Origin of the sequence: Haloarcula amylolytica JCM 13557 (genome assembly GCF_000336615.1) — an archaeon.
Lineage (GTDB): Archaea > Halobacteriota > Halobacteria > Halobacteriales > Haloarculaceae > Haloarcula > Haloarcula amylolytica.
Genome location: NZ_AOLW01000015.1, coordinates 115898 through 139762 on the forward strand (window position 1 = coordinate 115898; position 23865 = coordinate 139762).

Annotated in this window: 22 protein-coding genes and 2 tRNA genes; 10 read left to right on the forward strand and 14 right to left on the reverse strand. The window is 63.6% G+C overall.

Annotation, left to right across the window (positions count from 1 at the left end; translation table 11 throughout):
- Nucleotides 1-53: 53 nt before the first annotated feature.
- Together C442_RS06575 and C442_RS06580 are read left to right on the forward strand one after the other, a co-directional pair.
- The gene (locus tag C442_RS06575) at nt 54-1550 is read left to right on the forward strand and encodes a TrkH family potassium uptake protein (RefSeq protein ID WP_008308912.1); all 1497 of its coding nucleotides are present in this window, start codon (nt 54-56) and stop codon (nt 1548-1550) included.
- Nucleotides 1551-1570: 20 nt separating this feature from the next.
- Nucleotides 1571-2119, forward strand: a complete 549-nt coding sequence (locus C442_RS06580) for an acyltransferase (RefSeq protein ID WP_193363405.1) — start codon at nt 1571-1573, stop codon at nt 2117-2119.
- Nucleotides 2120-2125: 6 nt separating this feature from the next.
- Here C442_RS06580 and C442_RS06585 read toward each other — a convergent pair whose 3' ends face one another.
- The 4 genes from C442_RS06585 to C442_RS06600 form a co-directional block, all read right to left on the reverse strand.
- Nucleotides 2126-2920 (reverse strand): mechanosensitive ion channel domain-containing protein, encoded by a 795-nt coding sequence (locus C442_RS06585; RefSeq protein ID WP_008308916.1) that lies wholly within the window; start codon nt 2918-2920, stop codon nt 2126-2128.
- Between the two features lie 2 nt (nt 2921-2922).
- The gene (dacZ, locus tag C442_RS06590) at nt 2923-3732 is read right to left on the reverse strand and encodes a diadenylate cyclase DacZ (RefSeq protein ID WP_004960990.1); all 810 of its coding nucleotides are present in this window, start codon (nt 3730-3732) and stop codon (nt 2923-2925) included.
- 73 nt (nt 3733-3805) lie between these two features.
- A complete protein-coding gene (locus C442_RS06595; protein WP_008308920.1) occupies nt 3806-5125 on the reverse strand; it encodes a cobyrinic acid a,c-diamide synthase in 1320 nt (439 codons plus the stop codon).
- 2 nt (nt 5126-5127) lie between these two features.
- On the reverse strand, nt 5128-6168 hold the full coding sequence (locus tag C442_RS06600; RefSeq protein ID WP_008308922.1) for a nicotinate-nucleotide--dimethylbenzimidazole phosphoribosyltransferase: 1041 nt from the start codon (nt 6166-6168) through the stop codon (nt 5128-5130).
- 86 nt (nt 6169-6254) lie between these two features.
- On the opposite strand from C442_RS06600, the gene C442_RS06605 reads away from it, so the two are divergent.
- A complete protein-coding gene (locus C442_RS06605; protein ID WP_004592515.1) occupies nt 6255-6479 on the forward strand; it encodes a DUF7385 family protein in 225 nt (74 codons plus the stop codon).
- A 362-nt stretch (nt 6480-6841) separates the two neighbouring features.
- On the opposite strand, the gene C442_RS06610 is transcribed toward C442_RS06605, so the two are convergent.
- A tRNA-OTHER gene (locus C442_RS06610) sits at nt 6842-6943 on the reverse strand.
- 203 nt (nt 6944-7146) lie between these two features.
- Here C442_RS06610 and C442_RS06615 point away from each other — a divergent pair.
- Nucleotides 7147-7467 carry a cupin domain-containing protein gene (locus tag C442_RS06615; RefSeq protein ID WP_008308924.1) on the forward strand — a complete coding sequence of 107 codons (321 nt, stop codon included), beginning with the start codon at nt 7147-7149 and terminating at the stop codon, nt 7465-7467.
- A 39-nt stretch (nt 7468-7506) separates the two neighbouring features.
- On the opposite strand, the gene C442_RS06620 is transcribed toward C442_RS06615, so the two are convergent.
- Nucleotides 7507-9333, reverse strand: coding sequence for an FAD-binding protein (locus C442_RS06620; RefSeq protein ID WP_008308925.1), 1827 nt, complete (start codon nt 9331-9333; stop codon nt 7507-7509).
- Between the two features lie 249 nt (nt 9334-9582).
- Here C442_RS06620 and C442_RS06625 point away from each other — a divergent pair, with 249 nt between their 5' ends.
- A complete protein-coding gene (locus tag C442_RS06625; protein ID WP_008308926.1) occupies nt 9583-10932 on the forward strand; it encodes a PAS domain S-box protein in 1350 nt (449 codons plus the stop codon).
- Nucleotides 10933-11088: 156 nt separating this feature from the next.
- Here C442_RS06625 and C442_RS06630 read toward each other — a convergent pair whose 3' ends face one another.
- From C442_RS06630 to C442_RS06645, 4 genes are all read right to left on the reverse strand, one after another.
- Complete coding sequence (locus C442_RS06630) at nt 11089-11976, reverse strand: succinate dehydrogenase/fumarate reductase iron-sulfur subunit (protein ID WP_004592520.1); 888 nt, start codon at nt 11974-11976, stop codon at nt 11089-11091.
- A gap of 3 nt (nt 11977-11979) precedes the next feature.
- Entirely contained in the window at nt 11980-12345 is a 366-nt protein-coding gene (locus tag C442_RS06635; RefSeq protein ID WP_008308927.1) for a succinate dehydrogenase hydrophobic membrane anchor subunit, read from the reverse strand.
- A complete protein-coding gene (gene sdhC, locus C442_RS06640) occupies nt 12345-12764 on the reverse strand; it encodes a succinate dehydrogenase, cytochrome b556 subunit (protein ID WP_008308928.1) in 420 nt (139 codons plus the stop codon). Before sdhC ends, C442_RS06635 begins: the two co-directional genes overlap by 1 nt.
- 99 nt (nt 12765-12863) lie before the next feature.
- Nucleotides 12864-13886, reverse strand: coding sequence for a succinylglutamate desuccinylase/aspartoacylase family protein (locus tag C442_RS06645; protein WP_008308929.1), 1023 nt, complete (start codon nt 13884-13886; stop codon nt 12864-12866).
- An 88-nt stretch (nt 13887-13974) separates the two neighbouring features.
- Between C442_RS06645 and C442_RS06650 the strand changes: the two genes are divergently transcribed.
- Complete coding sequence (locus tag C442_RS06650) at nt 13975-15327, forward strand: RimK family alpha-L-glutamate ligase (protein WP_008308930.1); 1353 nt, start codon at nt 13975-13977, stop codon at nt 15325-15327.
- A gap of 30 nt (nt 15328-15357) precedes the next feature.
- Here C442_RS06650 and C442_RS06655 read toward each other — a convergent pair whose 3' ends face one another.
- From C442_RS06655 to C442_RS06665, 3 genes are all read right to left on the reverse strand, one after another.
- Nucleotides 15358-15969, reverse strand: coding sequence for a DNA-3-methyladenine glycosylase family protein (locus tag C442_RS06655; protein WP_008308931.1), 612 nt, complete (start codon nt 15967-15969; stop codon nt 15358-15360).
- Between the two features lie 45 nt (nt 15970-16014).
- A complete protein-coding gene (gene cysE, locus C442_RS06660; RefSeq protein ID WP_008308933.1) occupies nt 16015-16572 on the reverse strand; it encodes a serine O-acetyltransferase in 558 nt (185 codons plus the stop codon).
- Nucleotides 16573-16846: 274 nt separating this feature from the next.
- The gene (locus tag C442_RS06665) at nt 16847-18004 is read right to left on the reverse strand and encodes an acyl-CoA dehydrogenase family protein (RefSeq protein WP_008308935.1); all 1158 of its coding nucleotides are present in this window, start codon (nt 18002-18004) and stop codon (nt 16847-16849) included.
- A gap of 113 nt (nt 18005-18117) precedes the next feature.
- Between C442_RS06665 and C442_RS06670 the strand changes: the two genes are divergently transcribed.
- On the forward strand, nt 18118-20082 hold the full coding sequence (locus tag C442_RS06670) for a 3-hydroxyacyl-CoA dehydrogenase/enoyl-CoA hydratase family protein (protein WP_008308937.1): 1965 nt from the start codon (nt 18118-18120) through the stop codon (nt 20080-20082).
- A 34-nt stretch (nt 20083-20116) separates the two neighbouring features.
- Here the strand turns inward: C442_RS06670 and C442_RS06675 are convergent, their stop codons facing one another.
- On the reverse strand, nt 20117-20788 hold the full coding sequence (locus C442_RS06675; protein ID WP_008308939.1) for a DUF502 domain-containing protein: 672 nt from the start codon (nt 20786-20788) through the stop codon (nt 20117-20119).
- Between the two features lie 139 nt (nt 20789-20927).
- On the opposite strand from C442_RS06675, the gene C442_RS06680 reads away from it, so the two are divergent.
- The 3 genes from C442_RS06680 to glmU all read left to right on the forward strand — a co-directional run bounded on the left by C442_RS06680 (nt 20928) and on the right by glmU (nt 23740).
- A tRNA-Glu gene (locus C442_RS06680) sits at nt 20928-21002 on the forward strand.
- Nucleotides 21003-21194: 192 nt separating this feature from the next.
- Nucleotides 21195-22448, forward strand: coding sequence for a DUF4352 domain-containing protein (locus tag C442_RS06685; protein WP_008308941.1), 1254 nt, complete (start codon nt 21195-21197; stop codon nt 22446-22448).
- A 110-nt stretch (nt 22449-22558) separates the two neighbouring features.
- Nucleotides 22559-23740 (forward strand): bifunctional sugar-1-phosphate nucleotidylyltransferase/acetyltransferase, encoded by a 1182-nt coding sequence (gene glmU, locus C442_RS06690; RefSeq protein ID WP_008308943.1) that lies wholly within the window; start codon nt 22559-22561, stop codon nt 23738-23740.
- Nucleotides 23741-23865 lie beyond the last annotated feature (125 nt).

Genomic DNA, 23865 nt, shown 5'->3' on the forward strand with positions numbered 1-23865 from the left:
TGGTGGCAGCGTCAGCGGCCACGCGACGGCGACGCGAGAGGCGGTGAGCCCCGGTGGCGCTGACAACTGTCGACGTGCGGTCGTCGCTGAACGTTCTCGGCGCGATTCTGCAATGGTTGGCTGTCCCGCTGACGATTCCTGTTCTGGTCGCCGTCATCTACGGGGAGTCGCCGGTCCCGTATCTGGCTACGATAGCGATTACGCTCGGTGTCGGTACGGCGCTCGCTCACCTCCAGCGCGACCGCATCGAGGACCGCGAGGCGTTTCTGATTGTCTCGCTGACGTGGCTGTCCATCGCTGTCGTCGGCGCGATACCGCTGTACATCGAGGGGACGGGCGTGTTCGCCAGCCCGGTCAACGCCCTGTTCGAGGGGATGAGCGGCATCACCACCACGGGCGCGACGGTCATCCGGGACTTCGACATCCACTCGCAGGCACTGCTGATGTGGCGGCAGGTGCTCCAGTGGCTCGGCGGGCTGGGCGTCCTCCTCCTTGCGACAGCAGTGCTCTCGCGGCTCTCGGTTGCCGGCGCACAGCTCATGGAGACCGAGACGCGGACGGAGAACGTCACGAAGCTCACCCCCGATATCGGCGACACCGCGCGCATCCTCGGCCTGCTGTACCTGGGCCTGACAGCCGCCGCAGCGGCGATTCTATTCGCGCTGGGTGCGAGCGGCCTCGCGCCGGAGATGACGCTTTTCGACGCAGTCGCCCACGCCTTCACGGCCATCGCGACGGCCGGCTTCTCCCCGCGGGCCGAGAGCATCGGCGCGTTCTCGCCGGCCGTCCAGTGGGCGGTGACGCTGTTCATGATTGTCGGCGCGACGAACTTCATCCTGCTGTACGCACTGGTTCGGGGCAATACCGACCGTCTGCGCAACAGCGAGGAGTTCCACTTCTACCTGGGGATTCTCGGGGTCGGTACTCTGCTCATCGGCGGCCTGCTCGTGCTCGACCAGGGATTCACCGGCGGCGTCGGGGCGACGGTTCGCCACGCTGTCTTCCAGACCGCTGCGATAATCACGACGACGGGCTACGCCTCGACAGATTTCAACACCTGGTCGGCCGGCGCGAAGAACGTCCTCTTCGTGATGATGTTCATCGGCGGGATGGCCGGGAGCACCACCTGCTCTATCAAGACGCTACGCTGGCTCATCGTCACCAAGTCTTTCTGGCGGGACCTGAACGTCTCGGCCCACCGTTGGAGTGTCCGCCCGGTCCGACTGGGACGGGAAATCGTCGATGAGGACACCGTCCGCGACGTGTATGCGTACACGCTGGTCGCGCTGGTGTTTTTTATACTCGGTACTGTCCTGCTCGTGGCCGACGGCGAGCGGGCGGGCGCACCGATAACTGAGTTCGAGGCGCTCAGCGCCGCCGCGTCGATGTTCTTCAACATCGGGCCGGCGTTCGGACAGGCCGGCCCCTACGGGACCTACGAGGGCTTTGCCCGGTCGAGCAAGGTGCTGATGATACTGCTGATGTGGGTCGGCCGAATCGAAATCGTCCCCGTGCTGGTACTGCTGACGCCGACGTTCTGGACGCGGTGACTGCCGGCGAGCCGACGGGTTTGATTACCGCGGCCCCGTACACGACGGACGTGAGTGGTCCACGACACGACGGTCTGACCCAGCACCCGACGCCCGGTCCGCACAACTCCCTGTTCCCGTGGCCGGACGCCAAACACCCGCTCCGGGTGATGGTCAACTACGTCGTCATCCTCGTCTGTCGCATCTCGCCGAGCCTCCGGCTGAAGAACTGGCTGCTCTCGCGGCTCGGTGTTACCGTCGGCGACGGCGTCGCCTGGGGTCTGGAGTCGACGCCAGACGTGTTCTGGCCGGAACTCATCACCGTCGAGGACCACGCCATCATCGGCTACGACGCGACGCTGCTGTGTCACGAGTTCCTGCAGGACGAGTACCGCACCGGTGAGGTCGTCGTCGGAGAACGGGCGATGATCGGGGCGGGCGCAATCGTCCTTCCCGGCGTCGAGATTGGGGCGGGCGCACAGGTTGCGGCGAATTCGCTCGTAGCAGACGATGTGCCCCCAGAAACGACCGTCGCCGGCGTCCCGGCCGAACCGCTCGGCGAGGACGACGCGGCGACTGACGGAACGTAACTCCGCTTAGCTCCGGATACGGACGATGCCTGTATTGAACACACGCTTGTTCGGGATGATGTACTCCTCGCCGTCGCTCTCGATACGCGTGACGAGGATATCCACCTCCTGAACGATGCCGCTCTGGTCGCCGATGACGATCTCGTCGCCGATGCTGTATGGCTCTGTCAGCAAGAGGTAGAGACCGGCCGCACCGGCCTGCAGGATGTCTTTCAGCGCCAGCCCGCAGACGAACACCAGCCCGAACGCGTACGCTCCGAGGAGAATGAGCAGGGCGAGGGTCTCGACGCCCAGTTGCCCGAGCGCGATGAGCACTGCCAGATAGAAGATGCTGTACTTGACGAGTTCGGGTAGCACCGTCGCCTCCGGCATCTTGACGCTGCGCAGTCGCTCGGAGACGACGAGCTTGGCCTTATCGCCCGCAATGAGGCCGATGATAACGGCGAACAGGGCGATAAACAGGTCGGGGAGGAACGAGGTGAAGCGAGCCCAGTACAGTTCCGGGTCGGTCAGTTGTGCGATGTTGAGGACGGCGGTGACCGTCGTGATGTAGATGAACAGCGCCGCAAGGTTCGAGACGATGCCGACAGTCGACGTTCCGAGCCCCCTTGCCGTCCGCTCGAATGGTGTGCCCTCCACCGCTTCCGGCACACCGAGTTCGCGCATGAACCGGCGGGACGAGCGCCAGACGAGATAGCCGAGAACGATGCCCACCGCCAGTACCACGAGCGAAAAGACGAACGTCCCCTGGGGCGAGAACACCTGCCGGATGATCGTGGCCCAGTCGAAACCAAACTGCATCCTCAGTACTCCTCGGGGTCGATTTCGAGGACCAGTTCCCCGCCCTTGAACGCCCGTACGAGCCCGTCGCTCTCCGAGAGAACGATAGCCGTCGCCATGGTGTCACGGGTGACCGCGCCGGCCGCCATGTGCCGAGCGCCGAGTCCCTTGGGGATGTCGACCCCTTCCGCGGAGGGTTCGAGGTACCGATACGCGGAGACGATCTTGCCGGCGTCCGAGATGACGAAGGCGCCGTCGAGCCGCGAGAACTCCTTGAGCATCACGTTGACGATGGGGTCGCCGACGTGGACGTGCGATTTCTCGAAGGGGTTGTACGACAGCGGCCGGGACTTGTTCATCACCTTCCCGGCGTCGCCGACGACGAACAGGGCGCCGACGGGCTTGCCCTTCTGGCCTTTCTTCCCCAGTTCGATGGCGACCTCGAAGACGTCGCGGACGACGCTCGCGTCCGCTCTGGAGTTGACGAACATGTCGTACACGCCGGAGGGCGAGAAGTCGTTGGTCTGGACCCGCACGAGCGTGTTCTCGGCCCCATCAAGCACCTCTGTCACGCAGAGCACCTCGTCGCCCTCGTCGACGATGCCCTGCTCCAGTGCGCCCTCGATACCAAAGCGGAGACGGCCTTCGAGGTCAGTGAAATCAATCGGTAGTTCGACGAACGGCTCCGCATCGAGGGTGTTCTCCGGGCCGACGACGACGATTTCCTCGTCAACGTCGTCGAACTCCTCGAAGAACGACGCGTTCGGGGAAAACAGGAACACGGCGTCGACGTCTGCGACCAGGTCTCCGAGCAGGTCGCGCAACTCGTTCATTATCAGAACGACGCTGTCTGTCGAAAAAAAGGTTGCGGGCGGTCAGCCACACGTCTGACGACGGAACCCCGAATCAGAGGTCCCTCGAAGGCACTGCCAGCAGACGGTCGAACGCGCCGCTCTCTCCGTGGCAGTGGCAGTACGTGCCAACGGTGTTGTATTCCGTGAGCCCGTCGTGTTCGCCGTCGATGCCGTCGCCCCGAACCATGTCGAAGGCGAACGACGCGTCGCTGCCGAGGGTCGCAGCGGAGTAGTGGAACTCGTGTCCGCGGAGTCGTTTCCCGGCGGCAGCCGTAACGGTGTCTGACTGCGCCGCTAGCTCTACGTGGTCGAGCGCCTGATACCGGTCCTGCATCTCGATTTCTGCTGGGAGGACGCCAGCCATCTCGTAGGTGTCGCCGTCGGTCGTCGTCAGCGACTCCGACAGCGCCATCAGGCCGCCGCACTCGCCGTAGACCGGGACGCCGTCGGCGGCACGACGGGCTATCTCGTCGAGTGTGCCGCCGGTTTCGAGCGACTCTCCGTGGAGTTCTGGATAGCCGCCGGGCAGATATATCGCATCGGCATCAGGCACTGAGTCACCGGCGACCGGCGAGAACGGCTCGACGGACGCCTCAGACCGGAGTCGTTCGAGTACTGAGGGGTAGATGAAACAGAACGCGCTGTCCTGTGCAACGGCGACCCGGCGGTCAGCCGGCGAGTCGCCAGTATTTCGCTCCGTAGTCGCCACTTCCGGTGGTGCCCGTGCCGTTTCGACCAGCCGCTCGATATCGATGGTCTCTGCCGCTGTCGAGAGTGCGTCACGGTCGAGCCCGGCCTCTGAGCCCATATGTAGCCCGAGATGGCGGTCCGGAATCTCCAGGTCCGACATCGGCGGAATCCGGCCGAAGTAGGTGAGGTCCTCGGGGAGTGCATCCCTGATGCCGTCGGCGTGTCGGCCGCCGTGGGCGCGCTGTGCGAGGATGCCAGCCACCTCGATTTCGACACCGATGCGGTCGGCGTACTGCGCGAACCCCAGCGCCGTCGCGGCGACGCTCTCCATGCCGGCTTTCGCATCGACGACCAGAACGACCGGGAGGTCCAGCCCCTCGGCGACCGCTGCCGTCGACGTCTTGCTCCCGTCGTAGAGGCCCATCACGCCCTCCACGACGCAGATGTCGCCCGCGCCGCGCCAGTAGGTCCGGCGCATCCCGTCCTCGCCCGCGAGCCAGGGGTCGAGCGTTCGCGAGGGCGTGTCGACGAGCGCCTCGTGGTGGCTCGGGTCGATGAAGTCCGGGCCGGCCTTGGCCGGCTGGGACTGATACCCGGCGTCTTCGAGCGCTGTCAGGGTCGCCAGCGTGGCAACGGTCTTGCCGACGCCGGAGCTCGTACCGGCGAGGACGACCCCCTCCATCGTCACGTTCCCTCCTCGGCCGTCGCTGTGGGCGCGTCGCCGATCAGGTCGTCGTAGATGGCCGCGAAGCGGTCGCGAACCTCCGCCATCGGGATGCCGGCGCGGTCGGCGAGCGCCAGCGCGCCGCCCATGCCGACCCCCTCCTTGGCCTCGCCGGCCACGAACCGCTCCATCGCGACGTGATCGCTCTGGTCGAAGCCGGGGTCCGTTACTGTCAGGTCGAGGTCGAGTCGGTCAGCCGACGCCCGCACGTCGGCGCTGTCGTCGTCGGCCACGTAGCTCGTCGTCGCGAGTCCAAGCGGTCCCTCGTAGCCGCCGTGGCGGACCAGCGCGGCGACGGCGACGCACTGACTGCCGCCGGCAAGCGTTACGGCGGTATCGCTCTCGACGGCTCCGGCGGTCAGCCCAGCGAGCGTTGCCAGGACGGGGTCACCCATCCGGCGGACGGCCCGCTTCGGTTCGTTTGCGGCGTCGCCCGGTGACAGCGAACTGGCCTGCAGGCCCTCGGCGACCAGTTTCTCCTTCTGTTCGGTCGGGTTCTCCGGCAGCGACGAGGAGACCATTCCCGGTTCGCCCAGCGCTCGAAAGACCCCGAGGGCTGTCGTCGTCCCGCCGGGAATGGTTTCGCCCAGATACAGTTCGTCGGCCGGGAGTGCCTGCCCGAGCTGTCGGGCGGCCGCGAACGCCCCGTGGGCCGTCGACACCGGGTCCTGCTCCGCGATGTCCTTTCCCGGGCGTGCGCCGACGGAGACTGTCGGCGCGCCCGTTTTCTCGGCCAGTCCGCCGTCGACCACAGTGACGTCAAATCCCAGGACGTCCCGGACGGCTCGTGTCACCAGCGCCGGCGTCGGACAGCCGCTCGGACTGACCGGTGTCACACTCGTCCGAACTGGCGTGCCGTAGGTCACTAACTCCGCGTCTGCCGCGGGCGTTACCGACATCAGTTCGGGGTCGGCTCCGGCGGCGCTAATCCCCGCCCGACCCGCGGTTTCGGTCGTTCCTGCGACGAGCGCAAAGCGTGTTCCGCCACCGGGTGAAGTCATTGTAGTTGTATTATCACAAGTAAACTTTAATATCTTGGTGCTGGGGCGGCGCATGATTTATACCGCACGGCCGCGGTTCCCCGAACATGGACGATTTTGACGAACTCCTCTCGTCGTTGACCCCGCGCGAGGACAACGAGGCGATCGCTTCCTACCAGAACACGACGGCTGTGGCCTGTCCATCCTGTGAAGAACCGTTCGACGATATGGTCGTCTGCAAGCAGGAGTTCACCTCCCTCAATCTCGATTTCGAGATGGACCTCTGTACGACTATCAACGACGGGAACGTCGTGTTGTTTACCCACAAGTAACTGCCGGGACAAGTGTCATCCCGTTGGTTCTCCGCCAATTCTCTACGCAGTAGTGTGGAATCCGGCAACAGCATCCCACCCTGATATCAACTATGATAATTGCAGCAATGGCTTTTTATACATCTCCCCCCATCTCTCACAATAGGCACCACACTGGTGCCGCACCACCCCACCCCCCACCCCCACATTCCTTACCTTTCCACTTCTGGTGAGGCGTCGGCTTCCACACCGACGGTTTTCGTACCCGATAGCTCATAGTCACCCCCACTACGGTAGTTCCAGGCAGCTCAACTGTCAGATCCGACTTGCCAGTGTGGCACACACGGCGCCGGCTACTCCGCTCACGACGAACCGACGGAAAATGGAAGGGGCGGGAGTCGAACCACGCGGAGCCCTTTGCGGGGTAACCACCAACCGATTCTGGCATGTTGGTCGGTAGCGCTCTACCACTGAGCCACCCTTCCAAGCTATCTATAATACGCTCCTGACAACCAAGTAAGTGATGATTCCGGGTGTTTCCGCGAGCCGACGCCTCCCGCTGGCTGCGCTTGCGCCGGTTTCCATGTCCCCAGCAGCGGCTTCCGGACGGATCGGGTTTCGCGTACGTCACTGTGTCCTGTTGGGGTAACAACAACTTATTTTGCGTTGGCCGGCGACACCCGTGTCTGTGAGCTACACGAAAGTCAACTACACCGACGTGGAACCGGTCGCCGATGCGATGCACTTCCTCCGGGACCCGCTGGACTGTGAGCAGGTCGGCGTCACTGTGCTGGACTGTGACCCCGGCTGGACCGGCAAACCGCACGACCACGCCGACGAGGGCCACGAGGAGGTGTACGTCCTTATCGAGGGAGAAGCGACTGTCGAGGTTGACGGCGAAGATGTGGCCCTCGCTGCTGGCGATGCGATCAGTCTCCCGCCGGAAGCGGAGCGAACGATTCACAACGGTGACACAGAGAGCACGTTCGTCCTCGTCGGCGCACCCTGAAACTCGCAGAAACAGATATCGTCGCCGGTGGTCAGGTCGTCAGTACGACCGGACTTTCGGCTCGTAGGTCTCCTCGTCGCCTTCGAGGATGACGGGCTTGTAGTAGAGTTCGGGGGTACCCTCGTTCCAGGCGAGCATCGTGTGCTTGATCCACTCGTCGTCCTTGCGTTCTTGGTGCTCCGCACGCCAGTGTGCGCCACGGAACTCCTCGCGTGCGAGCGCGCCGAGCGTGATGGCCTCTGCCACGTCGAGGATGTTGCGGGTCTCGATAGTGTGGATGAGGTCCGTGTTGTAGGTCCGGGACGGGTCTTCGACGGCGACGTTCTCGTACTCCTTGCGCGCCGTCCGGAGGTCCTGAAGGGCCTTCTCCAGACCCGCTTCGGTCCGGAACACGTTGACGTTCTCGGTCATCGTCTCCTGCACGTCCGCGCGGACCTCGGCGTGGTTGATGCCGTCGGATTCGATGAGGGTCTCGACGCGCTGGCGCTCCTGCTCGACGGTGCTTTCGAGGACCGCCTTTGGCTCGACAGCCGCCCCGTCGGCGGCGACGTCGTCGCTGCCGGCGTCGATGGCACCGGGTTCGACCGGCGGTTGCACGTCGCCGGGCTCGCTCTTGGCGGAGGGGCCGGTCTGGATCTCGGCGGTCTTCATGTCCTTGCCGGCGGCGTGGTGGCCGGCGCGGGCCCCGAACACGAGCAGTTCCGGCAGGGCGTTACCCCCGAGCCGGTTCGCGCCGTGTAGCGAGACACACGCCGTCTCGCCGGCCGCGTAGAGGCCGTCGATGCACGTCTCGCCGTTCTCGTCGCACTCGATGCCGCCCATGGCGTAGTGCTGGCCGGGCTTGACCGGCATCGGCTCGTCGAGGCCGTCGACGCCCTCGAAGTCCTCCGCGAGGTGGAGGATGTTCTCCAGGCGGTCGAGAATGCGCTCTTCGCCGAGGTGGCGCATGTCGAGATCGACGTACTCGTCCTCGACGCCGCGGCCCTCGTTGACTTCAGTCAGTTCGGCACGCGCGACCACGTCACGGGAGGCCAGTTCCCCCTCGTTGTTGGCGTAGCCGTGCTCGAACATGAACCGCTCCTCGTCGTCGTTGTAGAGGATCCCACCCTCGCCGCGGACCCCTTCGGAGATGAGGACGCCCGTCGATGGCAGCGTGGTCGGGTGGAACTGGATCATCTCCATGTCCTCCATCGGGACGCCGGCGCGGTAGGCCATCGCACAGCCGTCGCCGGTGTTGGCGACGGCGTTCGTGGTGTGGTCGAAGGCCTGGCCCAGTCCGCCGGTTGCGAGAATCACGCCGTTGTTCGCGCGGAAGCCCTGAATCTCGCCGGACTTGATGTCGTAGGCGACACAGCCGTGACAGACGCGGTCCTCGGGGTCGTCGTGGTCAGTGACCGCGAGCTGGGTCACGTACCACTCGTCGTACACCTCGATGCCGCGCTTGACCGCCTGCTCGTACATCGTGTGCAGCAGGTGGTGACCGGTCTCGGCACCGGCGTACGTCGTCCGCGGATAGGAGAGGCCACCGAACGGCCGCTGGGAGACGCGGCCGTCGTCCTCGCGGGAGAAGGGCATCCCCCAGTGTTCGAGCTGGATGACCTCTTCCGGGGCGTCCTTGGCGAAGGTGTCGATGGCAGGGGCGTCGCCGAGATAGTCTGACCCCTTCATCGTGTCGTACGCGTGGAGGTCCCAGGAGTCCCCTTCCTGAAGGGCGGCGTTGATTCCACCCTCCGCGGCACCAGTGTGGCTCCGAACTGGATGGAGCTTGGTCACGAGGGCCACATCTGCACCCTCTTCGTCCGCTGCAATAGCCGCCCTGAGGCCAGCGCCACCCGCGCCGACCACGATGACATCGTGTTCGTACATTGTGAGAGTGTCTCTTGGCGTGGTTTCGGCTTAGGATTAGCCAAACTTAAGCCTCCCTGTTGCGTTACCGAGTATGGCTCCACTAGTGGGTTGCATCTCGCTCCTGATATCGGGACGTCTTGTCAGGGAGACTGAATTCTTGACCTATCCGATGGAATTATATCACGCGCTGTGAATACTTAGGAACCAACTACTGATACTAGACCCGACGGATAGTCCCACTACGGGCGCTGACCCGTCTCAAACCTGATGCCAGACCAGTATCTCACGTCAACTGATGACTTCGAAGCGGTGTTAGCCGAGGCACCATCAGTACTGACAGTTACTGATGGCGAACTGATAATACGGTTTGTGAGCCCAGCGATCGAACGCGTGTTAGGGTACGATATGGAGTCGCTCGTCGGCACGAACTGGCTGGATCTCGTCCACCCGGAGGACACGGATCGCGTTCTTGCCACGCTTGCGGGCGAACGGGACGACGACGGGGCCGAGTACCGGTTCCGGAACGCCGATGGCGACTGGGTCTGGCTCGAAACCATCGTCTCATCGGACACCGAGACAGACCGCGATTGCCTGGTGTTCACCTCCCGCGACGTCAGCGACCGACCGCGCTTCGAGGCCCGGTTTCACCAGTTCGTCACCCACACCTCCGACGTGCTCACTGTGTTCGACGAGCAAGGCAATGTCGAGTACATCAGTCCGTCCGTGGAACGCGTCCTCGGCTACGACCAAGACGAAATGCAGGACTCGGACCTCTTCGAGTACGTGCATCCGGACGACCTCTCGAACGCCCTCACCGAGTTCGGCCAGATGATAGACGACCCGGGGTATATCGCCGTCATCGAACACCGCTATCGCCACGCAGACGGCGACTGGATCTGGGCGGAGTCCCGCGGCCAGCAGGTCGAGAGCGGCCCGCTGGAAGACCACGTCGTCGTGACGACTCGCGACATCTCCGAGCGGAAACAGCGCGAACAGGAACTCGAGCGACAGAACCAGCGCCTCGAGCGGTTCTCGGACGCGATTAGTCACGACCTACGGAACCCGCTGGACGTCCTCGATGGCTCGCTCGAACTCGCGCGTGAGACAGGGGAAGACGCGCACTTCGAGCGCGCCGAACGGAGCATCGACCGGATGTACACGCTCATCGACGACTTGCTCGTGCTCGCCAAACAGGGCGTCGACCCGGAGGAGATCGAGACAGTCGACCTCAGCACCCTCTCGCAACGGGCCTGGTCGATGGTCGACACACAGGACGCGACGCTGGAAACTGAGGCCGCCGACAGCATCAAAGCCGACGAGGGGGCGATGCTGGAACTACTCGAGAACCTCTTTCGGAACGCTATCGAACACGGTGGCGACGACGTGACTGTCACTGTCGGGACGGAATCGTGGGGGTTCTACGTCACGGACGACGGGACGGGCTTTTCCGACGGCACCGCGGACCTGTTCGAACCCGGCTACTCGACGGCCGATGAGGGGACCGGATTCGGCCTCTGCATCGTCGAACAGATCGTCGACGCACACAACTGGGAGGTCATCGCGACTGACAGCGAAAGCGGCGGTGCGCGATTCGAGTTCATCTGCCGCGATAGCTGAACTGAGTTCTGCGCTCGTGCCTGTGATCCCCTCCAAAACCCATCTCACCCAGTTCCGCGCGCGGGTATAGACCGCTGTAGCTATTCGGCTCGACTCACATTCGCTGCCGCTGTCGGACTCCGAACGCGAACCTGAAAACTAGCCAGTCGAATCGCGTTACCAAAACTTCAGGTTGTTCTTGACCGCTTCCCGCTTGAGCTCCTGGATATGTTCGGTTAGCGGGATGTCCTTCGGACACACTTCGGTACAGGAGAACTGGGTCTGGCAGCGCCAGACGCCGTGTTCCTGTTCGATGATGCGCAGGCGCTCCTGCTTGCGGTTCTCGCCCTCGCGCTCGTCCATCGCGAAGCGGTAGGCCTTGTTGATGGCGGCGGGGCCGAGGTACTCGTTGTCGCCGGCGGCGATGTTACACGAGGACATGCACGCACCACACCAGATACACCGCGTGGACATCTTGACCTTCTCGCGGTTCTCCCGGGTCTGGCGCTGCTCTTCGAGCTTGTCGTCGGGCGTCTCGTCGGCGTCGAAGTACGGCTCAACGGCCTCCATCTGGTCGTAGAAGTGCTCCATGTCGACGACGAGGTCCTTCACGACCTCCTGGTGGGGCAGCGGCTCGATGCGGATGGGGTCGTCAAGCTCCGATATCTGCGTCTTACAGCCGAGGCGCTGTCGCCCGTTGACGAACAGCGCGTCCGAGCCACAGACGGCCTGCCGGCAGGAGTGTCGGAAGGTCAGCGAGGAGTCGTAGTGGTCCCGCGCGTAGATGAGCGCATCGAGGATGGTCATCCCCTTGTGGAACGGCACGCGGAAGTCGTCGAAGCGAGGTTCCTGCTTCCCCTCGACTTCGGGGTCGTAACGGAACACTTTCAGCGTAATCGTGTCCTCGTCGTCGAGCGTCTCCTCTTCGACTTCCCGCTGGGCCTGCTCCTGTGCCTGTCGTTCGTCTCGCTGTGCGCGCCGACGGTCGCCCGGGGATTCGACCTCGGGCTCTGTCTCTTCGTCGGCCTCCGTCTCGGTCTCCTGTTGTTCGATTTGCGTACTCATAGTTCAGACGAGGGTTGTCATGGCCAGCGACACGCGGGTCCCCTGCACGATGAGCAGGATGCCGGCGATGCCGAGCAGGTACTTGACTGCGTTCTTCCGGGAGCCGGTGAGCCCCTGGTTGACCAGCGCGTTGTACACGCCGTTGACGCCGTGGAACGTGGCGGTGACGAGGAACAGCCACATCGTGATGAGATACCAGGGTCGGTTCATTCGGGCCTGCGTACCCAGGAAGGTGAGGTCGGCGGCGTGGTTCACGAAGTGCAACAGCATGAAGTGGAACGCGAGCACGCCGACGAGGAACACTGCCGTCAGCCGCTGGAACAGCCAGCGACGCCCGCCACGGTCGAAGGAGGAGTAGTGTTCAGCCATCAGGCTAGCTTCCCCCCGAGGAACGTCGGCACGCTGGCGACGACGATAGCGCCCGTCAACAGGAGCGACGCGTAGAAGCTCTTGTCTTGCGATTCCAGCCCCACACCCAGGTCAACCATCAGCAATCGGATGCCGTTGAGGATGTGGAAGACGGCGACGGCCAGCAGACCGACTTCGAGGAACCGGACGATAAGCAGCGATTCGAGGCCGCTGATCGTGCTGGTGTAGAGGTCGCTGCCTGCCTGCGCGCTCGCCGGATCGACGCCGACTGCAGTGCTCAGCACCGCGATGTGGGTGAACAGGTAGCCCACGAGTACCCAGCCGGTGAACTTGTGGAAGATCCAGGCCCACATCCCGGCCGTGAACTCCCGCCACCGTCCGAAGTCCTCGACGGTGCCGCGATTGTAAGACTGACTCATACACTGGGGGGTTAGTCCGGGGACAGATAGTAGTTTCTACAGCGGACGCGTATCGCCGGAATCCCGCCCGAAGACGTTCGTCAATTGACTACTCCACAGTTACCAATCGTCGTCGTCCAATCGTCGGTTCCACTCGATAGCCCGCTGTGTCCGGTCGTCAAGTCGGACCAGATGGCAGAGGGGGTTGCCGGGGTACACCAGTGGGTTCTCGAGGATGCCGACCAACAGGCCGGTAAACGGCGCACGCATCAGCGTGTTCTCCGTCTTGAACGGGTTCGTGATCGTACATATCACGTCGTCTTCGTACACCAGGTCGCCGCGGTCGTAGTGCATCTCTACCAGGCCGCCCGAGTCCGCACGGATCCAGGTTTTCTCGCCGCTGTCGTCGATGACTGTCCGCCAGCCCGGCCACCGGACCGTATCAGAGTCTCGGAGGCCGAACTCCGCGAGCACCGACCGAACGCTCTCCAGGGCCGAGTCGATGAGCGGCCGCTGGAAACGGTGGGCTTCGCCCATCTCTATCGTGATCGTCGGGACGCCCGCATCGCTCAGCTCCCGTCGGAGCGACCCCGACGGACCCTCCGAGGAGATGATGACGTTCGACGAGAAGGCGTTCGCGACCCGCGCGACCTCGGGGTCGTCCATGTTCGCCCGGACGTGGAGCATGTTCGTCCGCCCGCGCGTGGACGTGTGGAAGTCGAGGCCCACGTCACACGGGGCCAGGAAGTTCCGGAAGATCTCGTGGGCCATCCGTTTCGCGCTCGTCGATTCGGGGTCGCCGGGGAACGAACGGTTCAGGTCCCGGTCGTAGATCGGCAGATATCGCTCCTGTGCCAGAAACGCTGGGACGTTCAGCACCGGCAGACAGATCAGCGTCCCCGCGAGTCCGTCGTGGTTCCATTCGTGGGCCACCTCCCGGACGACCTCGATACCGTTGAGTTCGTCGCCGTGTGCAGCCGCGGTGAGAAACACTGTCGGACCGGGCCGCTTGCCGTTGACGATGGTAACCGGCATCCGGACGGCGTCCCCCAGATACGTCTCGCTGACCGTGTAGCGAACGTTGCGGGTTTCCCCCGGCTTGACGCGGCCGCCGTCGAAGGTGAACGGCTTGGCCTCTTCCATGCCATCACAACGAGAGTCGGCGGCTAAAACCCCTCCGGGACAAGCGAGTATCCGTACATCTATACTGTGCCCGACAGAAGACGACAGCATGAGCGACCAGGATATCACAGTTGGCGTTCTCAGCCTCCACTCCAGCAAGGAGTCGAAGGCCATCCTGAACGCGGTCGACGAGATGGGCTACGACACGGAGTGGCTTCGCACCGAAAACACCGCGATCAGCGTTACCGACGGCGAGATGACACTCGAACCCAATGTCGACGTGGTCGCGAACCGTCTGTTGCTCTCCAGCAACGAACACCCCGCGGAAGGGATCGGGCTCGGGATGACTATCAGTCGGCTCGCACCGACGTTGAACGAACCGATGGCGGCGACGACGGCCCTGCACAAGTTCGCCAGCGCCGCCGCGCTGGCCGACGCCGGCGTCCCGGTCCCGGACGCGCTGCTCGCCCTGTCGAGCGACCTGCTGAACGAGGAGCGGGACCGGTTCGGTGACCGCGCAGTGTACAAGACGGCCATTGGTACCCACGGCGGCGGGACGTGGATGGTCGATCTGGAAAATCAGGTCAACGCACAGGTCGGCGGCCGTTACGCCTTCTTACAGGAGTACATGGAACACGACGAGAAGCGCCACCACGACCTCCGCGTGTACGTCGTCGGTAACCAGATCGTCGGCGCGATGAACCGCTACGCGCCCGAAGGCGAGTGGCGGACGAACGTCGCGCTCGGCGGCGAGGTCGAAGACATGACCGGCGAACTCCCCGAGCGCGTCAGGGAGATCGCGCTCGATTCGGTCGAGGCCATCGGCCTGGACTACGCCGGCGTCGACATCGTCCAGAGCGACGACGGCTACTACGTGCTCGAAGTGAACCCCACCGCCGGGTTCCGCGGGCTGTTCAAGGCCAGCGGCGTCAGTCCCGCCCCCTACATCGCTCAGCTCGCTATCGAGCGGGCCGGCGGAAGTGTCGACGAGGAAACCGTCGAACGGCTCTCCGACCGGCTCGACGACTCAAAGCCCGCGTGCACGCCGAAGAAGCCACAGCCGAAAGCACAGGAGAACGTCGTCGTCGGCTACATCGAGGAAGTCGTCGTCACCGGAACGCAGGGGACCAAGTCCGTCCTCGCGAAGTCAGACACCGGCGCGACCCGGACCAGTATCGACGCCAAGCTCGCCGCGGAAATCGGAACGGGGCCGATTCTCGACATCGTGAAGATCAAATCCGGGAGTCTCAAGTCCGGTCGGTCACGCCCGGTCGTCGACCTCGTCGTCGGCGTCGGCGGGACCCAGCACACCGTCACGGCCAGCGTCGAAGACCGCGGGCACATGGACTACCCGCTGTTGCTGGGTCGGGACATCCTCAAGCACTACCAGGTCGACGTGAATCGCCGCGCGGACGACGAATCGGAAGTGGACACCGAGGAAGAGGAACAGAGCGAAGAGTAGCGACGAGCCGGTACCAGCTTCCGAACCGGCTCAGTCCTCACTCACTTCCGCGACGCTCTCGGCGATGTCCTCGCTGGCCCGCCACAGATACAGGCTCGCGTAACTGCGGTACGGCGACCAGCGCTCGGCGTACTCCCGCATCTCCGCGCGGCTGTACCCGTCGCCGACGACGGCCTCGAATCCCTTGCGGATGCCGAGGTCGCCGACCGGGAACACGTCCTCGCGGCCGAAGGCAAACAGGAGTTGCATGTTCGCGGTCCAGTCGCCGACGCCCGTGATGGCGGTCAGTTCCTCGTGGATTTCCTCGTCGGCGGCGTCCTCGAACGTTTCCAGCGAGTAGCCGTGTTCCAGAAACGCGTCGGCGACCTCGTTGACGTAGCGGGTCTTCTGTCTGGAGAGGCCGGCGTCCCGGAGGAGGTCGTTGTCAGCATCCCTGATGCCCTCGGGCGTCACGGTGACGGCGTCGAACAGCCGTTCTCGTGTCGCGGCGGCCGAGGCCATGGACACCTGCTGGCGGAGAATCGAGACGACGAGCCGCTCGAAGAGGTCCGACGACGGGTCGAGCGTGAGTTCGCCGTGTGTCTCGACCAGCGGCCCGATGTCTGGGTCCGCACGTAACGCCTCGTGTGGCGAGTCACTCATTGCGCTGTGATACTGGCTCGACCGAAAAGAACGTGTCTGTCGCCGTCAGCCGTCGGCGATGATCGGGTCGGGCGGTGGTGAGGCGACACCAGCCGCGCCGACTGGCTCCGCCGGGTTGCCGACGACTGTCGTGTCCGGGGCCACGTCGTCGACGACGACAGCGCCAGCGCCAACGGAGGCGTCTTCCCCGACGGTGATCGGCCCGATAATCGACGCGTCAGCGCCGATGGTCGCACCGTCCTCGACTGTCGGGTGGCGCTTCTCCCGACGCATTGACGTTCCGCCGAGCGTCACCCCGTGGTACAGGAGCACGTCGTCGCCGATCTCGGCCGTCTCGCCGATGACGATACCCATCCCGTGGTCGATGAACACGCGCTCGCCGATGTCTGCGGCGGGGTGGATTTCGACGCCGGTCAGGAACCGCGTGACGTGGGAGACGAGCCTGGCGAGCAGCGTCCGGTCGTTCGCCCAGAGCCAGTGGGCGACGCGATAGGCCCAGATGGCATGCAGGCCGGGGTACGTGAGTGCGACCTCCACGGCGCTCGTCGCTGCCGGGTCCTTTGCGAGTGCTGTACGGATATCCGCTTTCAGTCGGTCAAACATGGTGTGTGTTGTGGGGAGAGCGTGTCGTCTGCGCACGAGACTGTCGGTCGCGGTCCGAACCACTGGACGGGAGTTACTGGGGACGACAACAGCAGCGGGAAGAGCGGCAACTGATCGCGGTCCGAAGCGGGCGAGTAGCGCGACGTGGGACTCGGTCGCCCATGGTTGGTCCAACTACGTCGCTCGGTAGCTTAAAAAGCAGTGATTGGAGAACCCGGCGTACCGGCTGGAATGAATGGAATGTCCACTGGTGAGCTCCCGCTGCGACTACTGCTCAGGTCATGCCTTTCCCGAGCAGCTCCCGAGCGATGATGTTCTTCTGGATCTCGGTCGTCCCCTCGTAGATCTGGGTGATCTTGGCGTCGCGGTAGAAGCGCTCGACGTCGAAGTCGTTGACGTAGCCGGCGCCGCCGTGAATCTGGACGGCCTCGTCGGCCGTCTCGACGGCGACCCTGGAAGCCTTCTCCTTGGCCATCGACGCGAGCTGTGTGAGCTGGTCGTCGGCGTTGTCGACACTCCAGGCGGACTTGTACGTGAGCTGGCGCGCCGCCTCGATCTCGGTGAACATCTCGGCGAGTTTGTGCTGGATGGCCTGGAACTCCGAGATGGACTGGCCGAACTGCTCGCGGTCCTGGGCGTACTCCAGGGCACGCTCGGCGGCCCCGCGGGCGATACCGACACCCTGTGCGGCCACGCCGGTCCGGGTCTCGTCGAAGAACTGCATTATCTGGAGGAAGCCGGCCCCGCGCGTGCCGACGAGGTTGTCCTCGGGGACGCGCACGTCGTTGAGGATGAGTTCTGCCGTGTCCGACGCACGGATGCCGAGCTTCCCCGTAATCTTCTCTGCCTCGAACCCGTCGCGGTCGGATTCGACGAGAATCTGGGAGAAGCCGTTGTACCGCCCCTCCGCGTCGGGGTCGGTCTCACAGAGGACGACGAAGTAGTCGCCGACCGAGCCGTTGGTGATCCACATCTTGTTGCCGTTGATGACCCACTCGTCGCCCTCCTTGCGCGCCTGTGTCGACACCGACGACACGTCCGAGCCGGTGTCGGGTTCGGAGATGGCCGCGCCCATGATGGCGTCGCCCGTGGCAACGGGCTCTAAGTACTCCTCTTTCTGGGCCTCTGAGCCGAACCCGATGAGGGCGTCAGCACCGAACGCGGCCGACTGGATGCTCAGACCGATACCGGGGTCGGCTGCGAACAGCTCCTCGGCGATGATAGCGTTGGTCAGCGTGTCGTAGCCTGCGCCACCGTACTCCATCGGGATGTTCGCGCCTGTCAGCCCCATCTCAGCGGCCTTCTCGACGATCTCTCGAGGGAACTTCTCTTCCGTGTCGTACTCGGTCGCGACGGGCTTGATTTCGTTTTCCGCGAACCGGGCGATCTCGTCCTGTATCTGTCGCTGCTCTTCTGTCAGTTCGAAGTCCATATGTGGTGTGTTGACGTGAAATGCATTAATGGTTTGTAATCCGAAATAAACTTGAGAGTGGTTTTCTAATGAGAGAAACGTTGAAGCCTCGGCCGGCAGTGGAACGATATGTCATGGATTTCGAGGATATTGACACTATCGCCGTGCTCGGTGCCGGGAACATGGGCCATGGAATCACCGAAGTGGCCGCCATCGCAGGCTACGACGTGCGGATGCGGGACATCAAAGACGAGTTCGTCGAGGACGGCTACGACAACATCGAATGGTCGCTGAACAAGCTGGCCGAGCGAGACCAGCTCACGCAAGACGAGGCCGACGCGGCACTGGACCGCGTGACGCCGCTTGTCGACGTCGAGGAAGCGGTCAGCGACGTCGACGTGGTCATCGAGGCCGTGCCGGAGAAAATGGAGATCAAGAAGGACGTGTACACGGAGGTCGAAGAACACGCGCCCGAGGACGCCATCTTCGCCACGAACACGTCCAGCCTCTCCATCACGGAGCTGTCGGAAGTGACCGAGCGCCCCGAGCAGTTCTGTGGGATGCACTTCTTCAATCCGCCGGTCCGGATGCAGCTGGTCGAGGTCATCTCCGGCGCACACTCCAGCGACGAGACGCTGGACGCCATCGGGGCGCTCGCCGAAGACTTCGACAAAACGCCGGTCCGCGTCCGCAAGGACTCACCGGGGTTCATCGTCAACCGCATCCTCGTCCCGCTGATGAACGAGGCCGCGTGGCTCGTCCACGGCGAGGAAGCGACCATCGCCGAGGTGGACTCGACGACGAAGTTCGACATGGGCCTGCCGATGGGGTCGTTCGAGCTCTCCGACCAGGTGGGTAACGACGTCGGCCTCCACGTCCTCGAATATATGCACGAAGTGCTGGGCGAGCCCTACGCCCCGTGTCCCCTGCTCGAGGAAAAAGTCGAGAACGAGGAACTCGGGAAGAAGACCGGCAAAGGCTTCTACGACTACGAGAACGGCGGCGTCGACATTCCGACCGACGCCGGCCGCGAAGACGTCGAGCACCGCCTCGTCGCCGTGATGGCAAACGAGGTCGGGAAGCTCGTCGAGAACGACGTGGCCCCGGTTGCGGACATCGATCAGGCCGTCCAGCTCGGCGGCGGCTTCCCGGACGGTCCCGCGAAGATAGCCGACAAGACTGGTCTGGAGACGCTTGTCGACACACTTGAAGAAACCCACGAGAAGACCGGCGCGGAGCGCTATGCTGTCTCTGACGGCCTCCGAGAGGCCGCGGCGGAAGGTGGCTTCTACGGCAGCGAAGACGAGGGCGACGCCGAGTTCGATAATGTCACCGTCGAATATCCCGGTGATATGGTCGGTCACATCGAACTCGACCGCCCACACCGGATGAACACCGTCAGCCCTGAGCTGATGGACGACCTCGCCGACGCCGTCGACCTGCTCGAAGACGACGACGAGGTGCGTGCCATTCTGCTAACTGGGGCCGGCGACAAGGCGTTCTCCGCCGGGGCAGACGTGCAGGCGATGGCCTCGAACGCGACGCCGCTGGACGCCATCGAACTCTCCCGCAAGGGCCAGCAGACCTTCGGGAAGCTCGAAGAGTGCTCGATGCCGGTCGTCGCCGGGATCGATGGCTACGCGCTGGGCGGCGGGATGGAACTGGCGACCTGTGCCGACCTCCGCGTGGCCTCGGAGCGCTCCGAACTGGGCCAGCCCGAACACAACCTCGGCCTCCTGCCGGGCTGGGGCGGCACGCAGCGCCTCGCCCGCATCGTCGGCGAGGGCCGCGCCAAGGAGATTATCTTCACGGGCGACCGCTACGACGCCGACGAGATGGCCGAATACGGCTTCATCAACGAGGTCGTCGACAACGACGCCCTCCACGAGCACGCACTCGAACTGGCCAAAGACATGGCCGCCGGCCCGCCGGTCGCACAGAAACTCACCAAGCGCGCGATGCTCGCCGGCCGCGACGACATCGATGCCGGCCTCGAAGTCGAATCACAGGCTTTCGGTCATCTCATCGGGACCGACGACGTGATGGAGGGCATCAACGCGTTCATGGGTGACGGGGAGCCGAACTTCGAAGGGAAGTAAGCGCGCAGACCGTCGGCCGTTTTTACTGCTGGGACTACTCTACCTGCTGGCCGGTCGCTCCGCCGCCGACCTCTGTTTCGTCGAGCCGGATGATGTCGTCGGACTGGGCCATGCCGGTCGTCATCAGCAGGCGGATGGCCGCCCGGACACTGAGTTCGGACTCGTAGGTCTGACTCTCGGGAACCATCACGAGCATCCCCTGCGTGGGATTGGGACTTCCGGGGATGAACACACTCGACGCGCTCTCGCCGGCCGCTTCGGAAACGTCTGTGGGGCTCGTCCCTGTTTTCAGACCCAACTGGTAGACGCCTTCGCGGGGATACTCCACGTACACGACGGACTCGAAGTCCGACTGCCGATTGACCACAGAGGTGGTCATCTGTCGAATGCTTCCGTAAATTGTCCGGACGACGGGTACGAACGTGACTAGCTGCCCCGTCTTCCCGAAGAGGTGCTGGCCGACGCTCCGTTGGGCGAGGTATCCGAGAACCGTAATGAGTGCGACGATAACCGAGAGCGTCAGCAGTTGTGCGAGCAGAACGTTGTTCGCCGTCACCGTTGCCAGCCGCGTCCCGCGGATGAGCGGGTCAAGGAATCCACCGACCCACCCCAGGATGATACGGACGATGGCGATGGTTGCCACGAGCGGCCCGACGAGAACGAGCCCAGCCAGAAAGTTGCTCTTGATGAACGAATTGAGGGTCATATCAGGGGAACAGTCGGTCGGCCGAATAAAGTGTGATGGCACCTGTCACCACACCGGGGTATCTCTGTGAGTGGTACGCATCCACAGGTAGCGTCTATTTCGATGGGGTTAAATTGGTGCACCCGGAACGCAAGAGTACGCTCGGTTGGTGTAGTCCGGCCAATCATCTTGGCCTTTCGAGCCGAGGACCAGGGTTCAAATCCCTGACCGAGCACATTACTGTCGTAAACAAACCAGTGAGCGGCTGCTGTGCCCGCTGTTCGACGCGTCAATATTCTGACCGGCCCGTACGTAGCCGCGAATTCAACCTCCGAGCTTCGCAGTGTCGCCGCTCTGTGTATTAATATTTGACAATTATATAGATAAAAGAACACATATTTATATATGTATATAAAGCCAGTAGTATATGAAACGGCGAACATACGTACGTACGATCGGAAGCAGCATCGCTGCACTCAGCCTCGCAGGATGTAGTGGGAGCGACGGGGGAGACGGAGACGGCGGAGACGGAACCAGTGAATCGACGCCAACGCCGGAACCAACGTATGAAGTAGATCAGGAGGCACCGGCACGGCTGAAACTGCTCTCCGTGAATGGGCCAAAGGAGGTCGCGTTCGGTGACACCATCGAGGGTGACGTGACTGCCGTCAACGTCGGTGGTGAGCCGATATCCGGGAATGCAACCATAGAGTTCGTCCATTCGGAAGCAGCTGACACTGAGCCACAGACAGTCACAGTCAACGCTGACGGACTGGCGTCCGGCGAAGAAGTCTCGCATAGCTATCGTGTCGACGCCGAGTACGCCGGCGCGTGGGCGTTTGAACCGTCGTCGGACTTCTACGCCGTCGACGATACGGTCACGTCAACCGTGTCGGTCCTCCCGAAGCAGGGGAGTACTGGGGAAACTATTGAACTCGCGAGTGGCGTTCAGGCCACAGTGTCTGATATGTCCTACGAACAGATGATCGCCTACGAACTGCCCTCTGGCGAACGGGCTTTGGGCGATAACACCGTCCATGCCATTCGCGAAACGGTCTCAGATAATATCCTCCTGATTCTGAGCGTGACGTTCGAGAACGGAACTGGTGAGGCGAAGACGGTGTCGAAAGACGACTTTGTCGTTCCCGAATCGAGCTTCGTGAGCGAGTCGGCCGCAGGTCGTGACGGAACGAACGCAGCCGGGGAGAACATCAACCCAGGGCAGACCTACAGCGGCCATCTGATTTACGCCGTCCCGAAGGCCAAGATCGACGACCTCACGTTCGGCATAAATCTCGCAGAAGGGAGTGCAGTCGCTGATATCGAAATCCCGCTTCAGTCACCCGGTGGCTTCCCCGAGTTCGAACTGGCGAACATCGACGTTCCGCCGGAGGACGTCACGGGCGATGAAGCGATAGTCGAGATGGAGGTCGAGAACGTGGGCGACAGCGCAGGGATGTTCAAGTCCATCTTCGAGTTCAAGACGCCCGAGGAACCAGGCATACTTGCCGGCTATTCCGCAGATACGTGGTACATTGACTCTGATGGCCCTTACACGCAGCGGATTCCCGCTGGGGAAACCAGAACCATCGAACTAGTGACGGAACCGGACGCGGACAGGCGGTGGGACTACCGGACGACGCCATTCGGGGCGGAGTGGACGTTCGAGGCCGTGGAATAGGTGTAGATACGGTTTTCCCCACGACCGAAGCAGCGTGACTTCTCGCTAATCCGCCTCCCGAACGAGTCAACAGCGGTAGGTATTTTTCGGGTCCGAGCAACGGACCGACCATGCAAGCAGTCGTACTCGCGGCAGGCCAGGGGACGCGTATGCGGCCGTTGACAGACCACACACCGAAGCCGATGCTCCCGGTCGCGGACCGGCCGCTGGTGGCACACACCGCCGACACGGCAATCCAGGCGGGGGCCGACGAACTCATCTTCGTCGTCGGCTACGAGGCCGAGGCGGTCCGCTCGTACTTCGGCGACGAGTACAACGGCGTCCCGGTCAGCTTCGCCGTTCAGGAGGAGCAACTGGGGACCGCCGACGCGGTGGCCGCTGCGAGGGAGCACCTCGACGGCCCCTTCGCAGTCCTCAACGGCGACAACCTCTACGACGCTGCGAGTCTCAGCGGCCTCTTCGACGCCGCGCCGTCGGTCGCCGCCTATCGCGTCGACGATCCGACGAGCTACGGCGTGCTGTCGACCGAGGGCGACACCATCACCGGCATCGTCGAGAAACCGGCCGACCCGCCGACGGACCTGGCCAACGCCGGGGCGTACGTCTTCCCGGCGGAAGCGCGGGACTGGCTGGACGTGCCGCTCAGCGACCGCGGGGAGCGTGAAATAACGGACGTGCTCGCGAAAGTCATCGAGGAATCGACGGTCACCGCCGTCGAGGTCGACCGCTGGCTGGATGTGGGCCGTCCCTGGGAACTGCTTGCGGCCAACGAGTGGAAACTGGGCCAACTGGACCGCCGACTCGACGGCGAGGTGCGGGGCGACGCCGACCTGCGTGGCGAAGTCGTCGTCGAGGAGGGCGCAGTCGTCGAACCCGGCGTCGTCATCGAGGGACCGGCGCTGGTCCGTTCGGGCGCACACGTCGGCCCGAACGCCTACGTCCGCGGGGCAACCCTCCTGGGGGAGGATACCCACGTCGGCCACGGCGTCGAACTCAAGAACACGGTGTTGATGGCCGATTCGAACGTGCCCCACGTCTCCTATGTCGGTGACAGCGTCATCGGCCGTGAGGTCAACTTCGGCGCGGGAACGCAGGTGGCGAACCTCCGCCACGACGGCGACCCGGTCCGGATGACGGTGAAAGGCGACCGCGTCTCGACGGGGCGGCGGAAGTTCGGCGTCGTCGCGGGAGACGGCGCGAAAACGGCCATCAACACCAGTCTGAACGCCGGCGTCGTCCTCTCGTCGGGCGCGACGACTATCCCCGGCGAATCCGTCACGCGAGACCGATAGCGGGCATCTTCTATCGAGCGTCTGTTTGCGGTAACTACGTGTAGCTAGCCTTCTGTAACCGATTCGACATTCGTGTACGTTCGTGACGTTCAGTGCAAGTATGTGGGATTAAGTGGCGTGAAAGA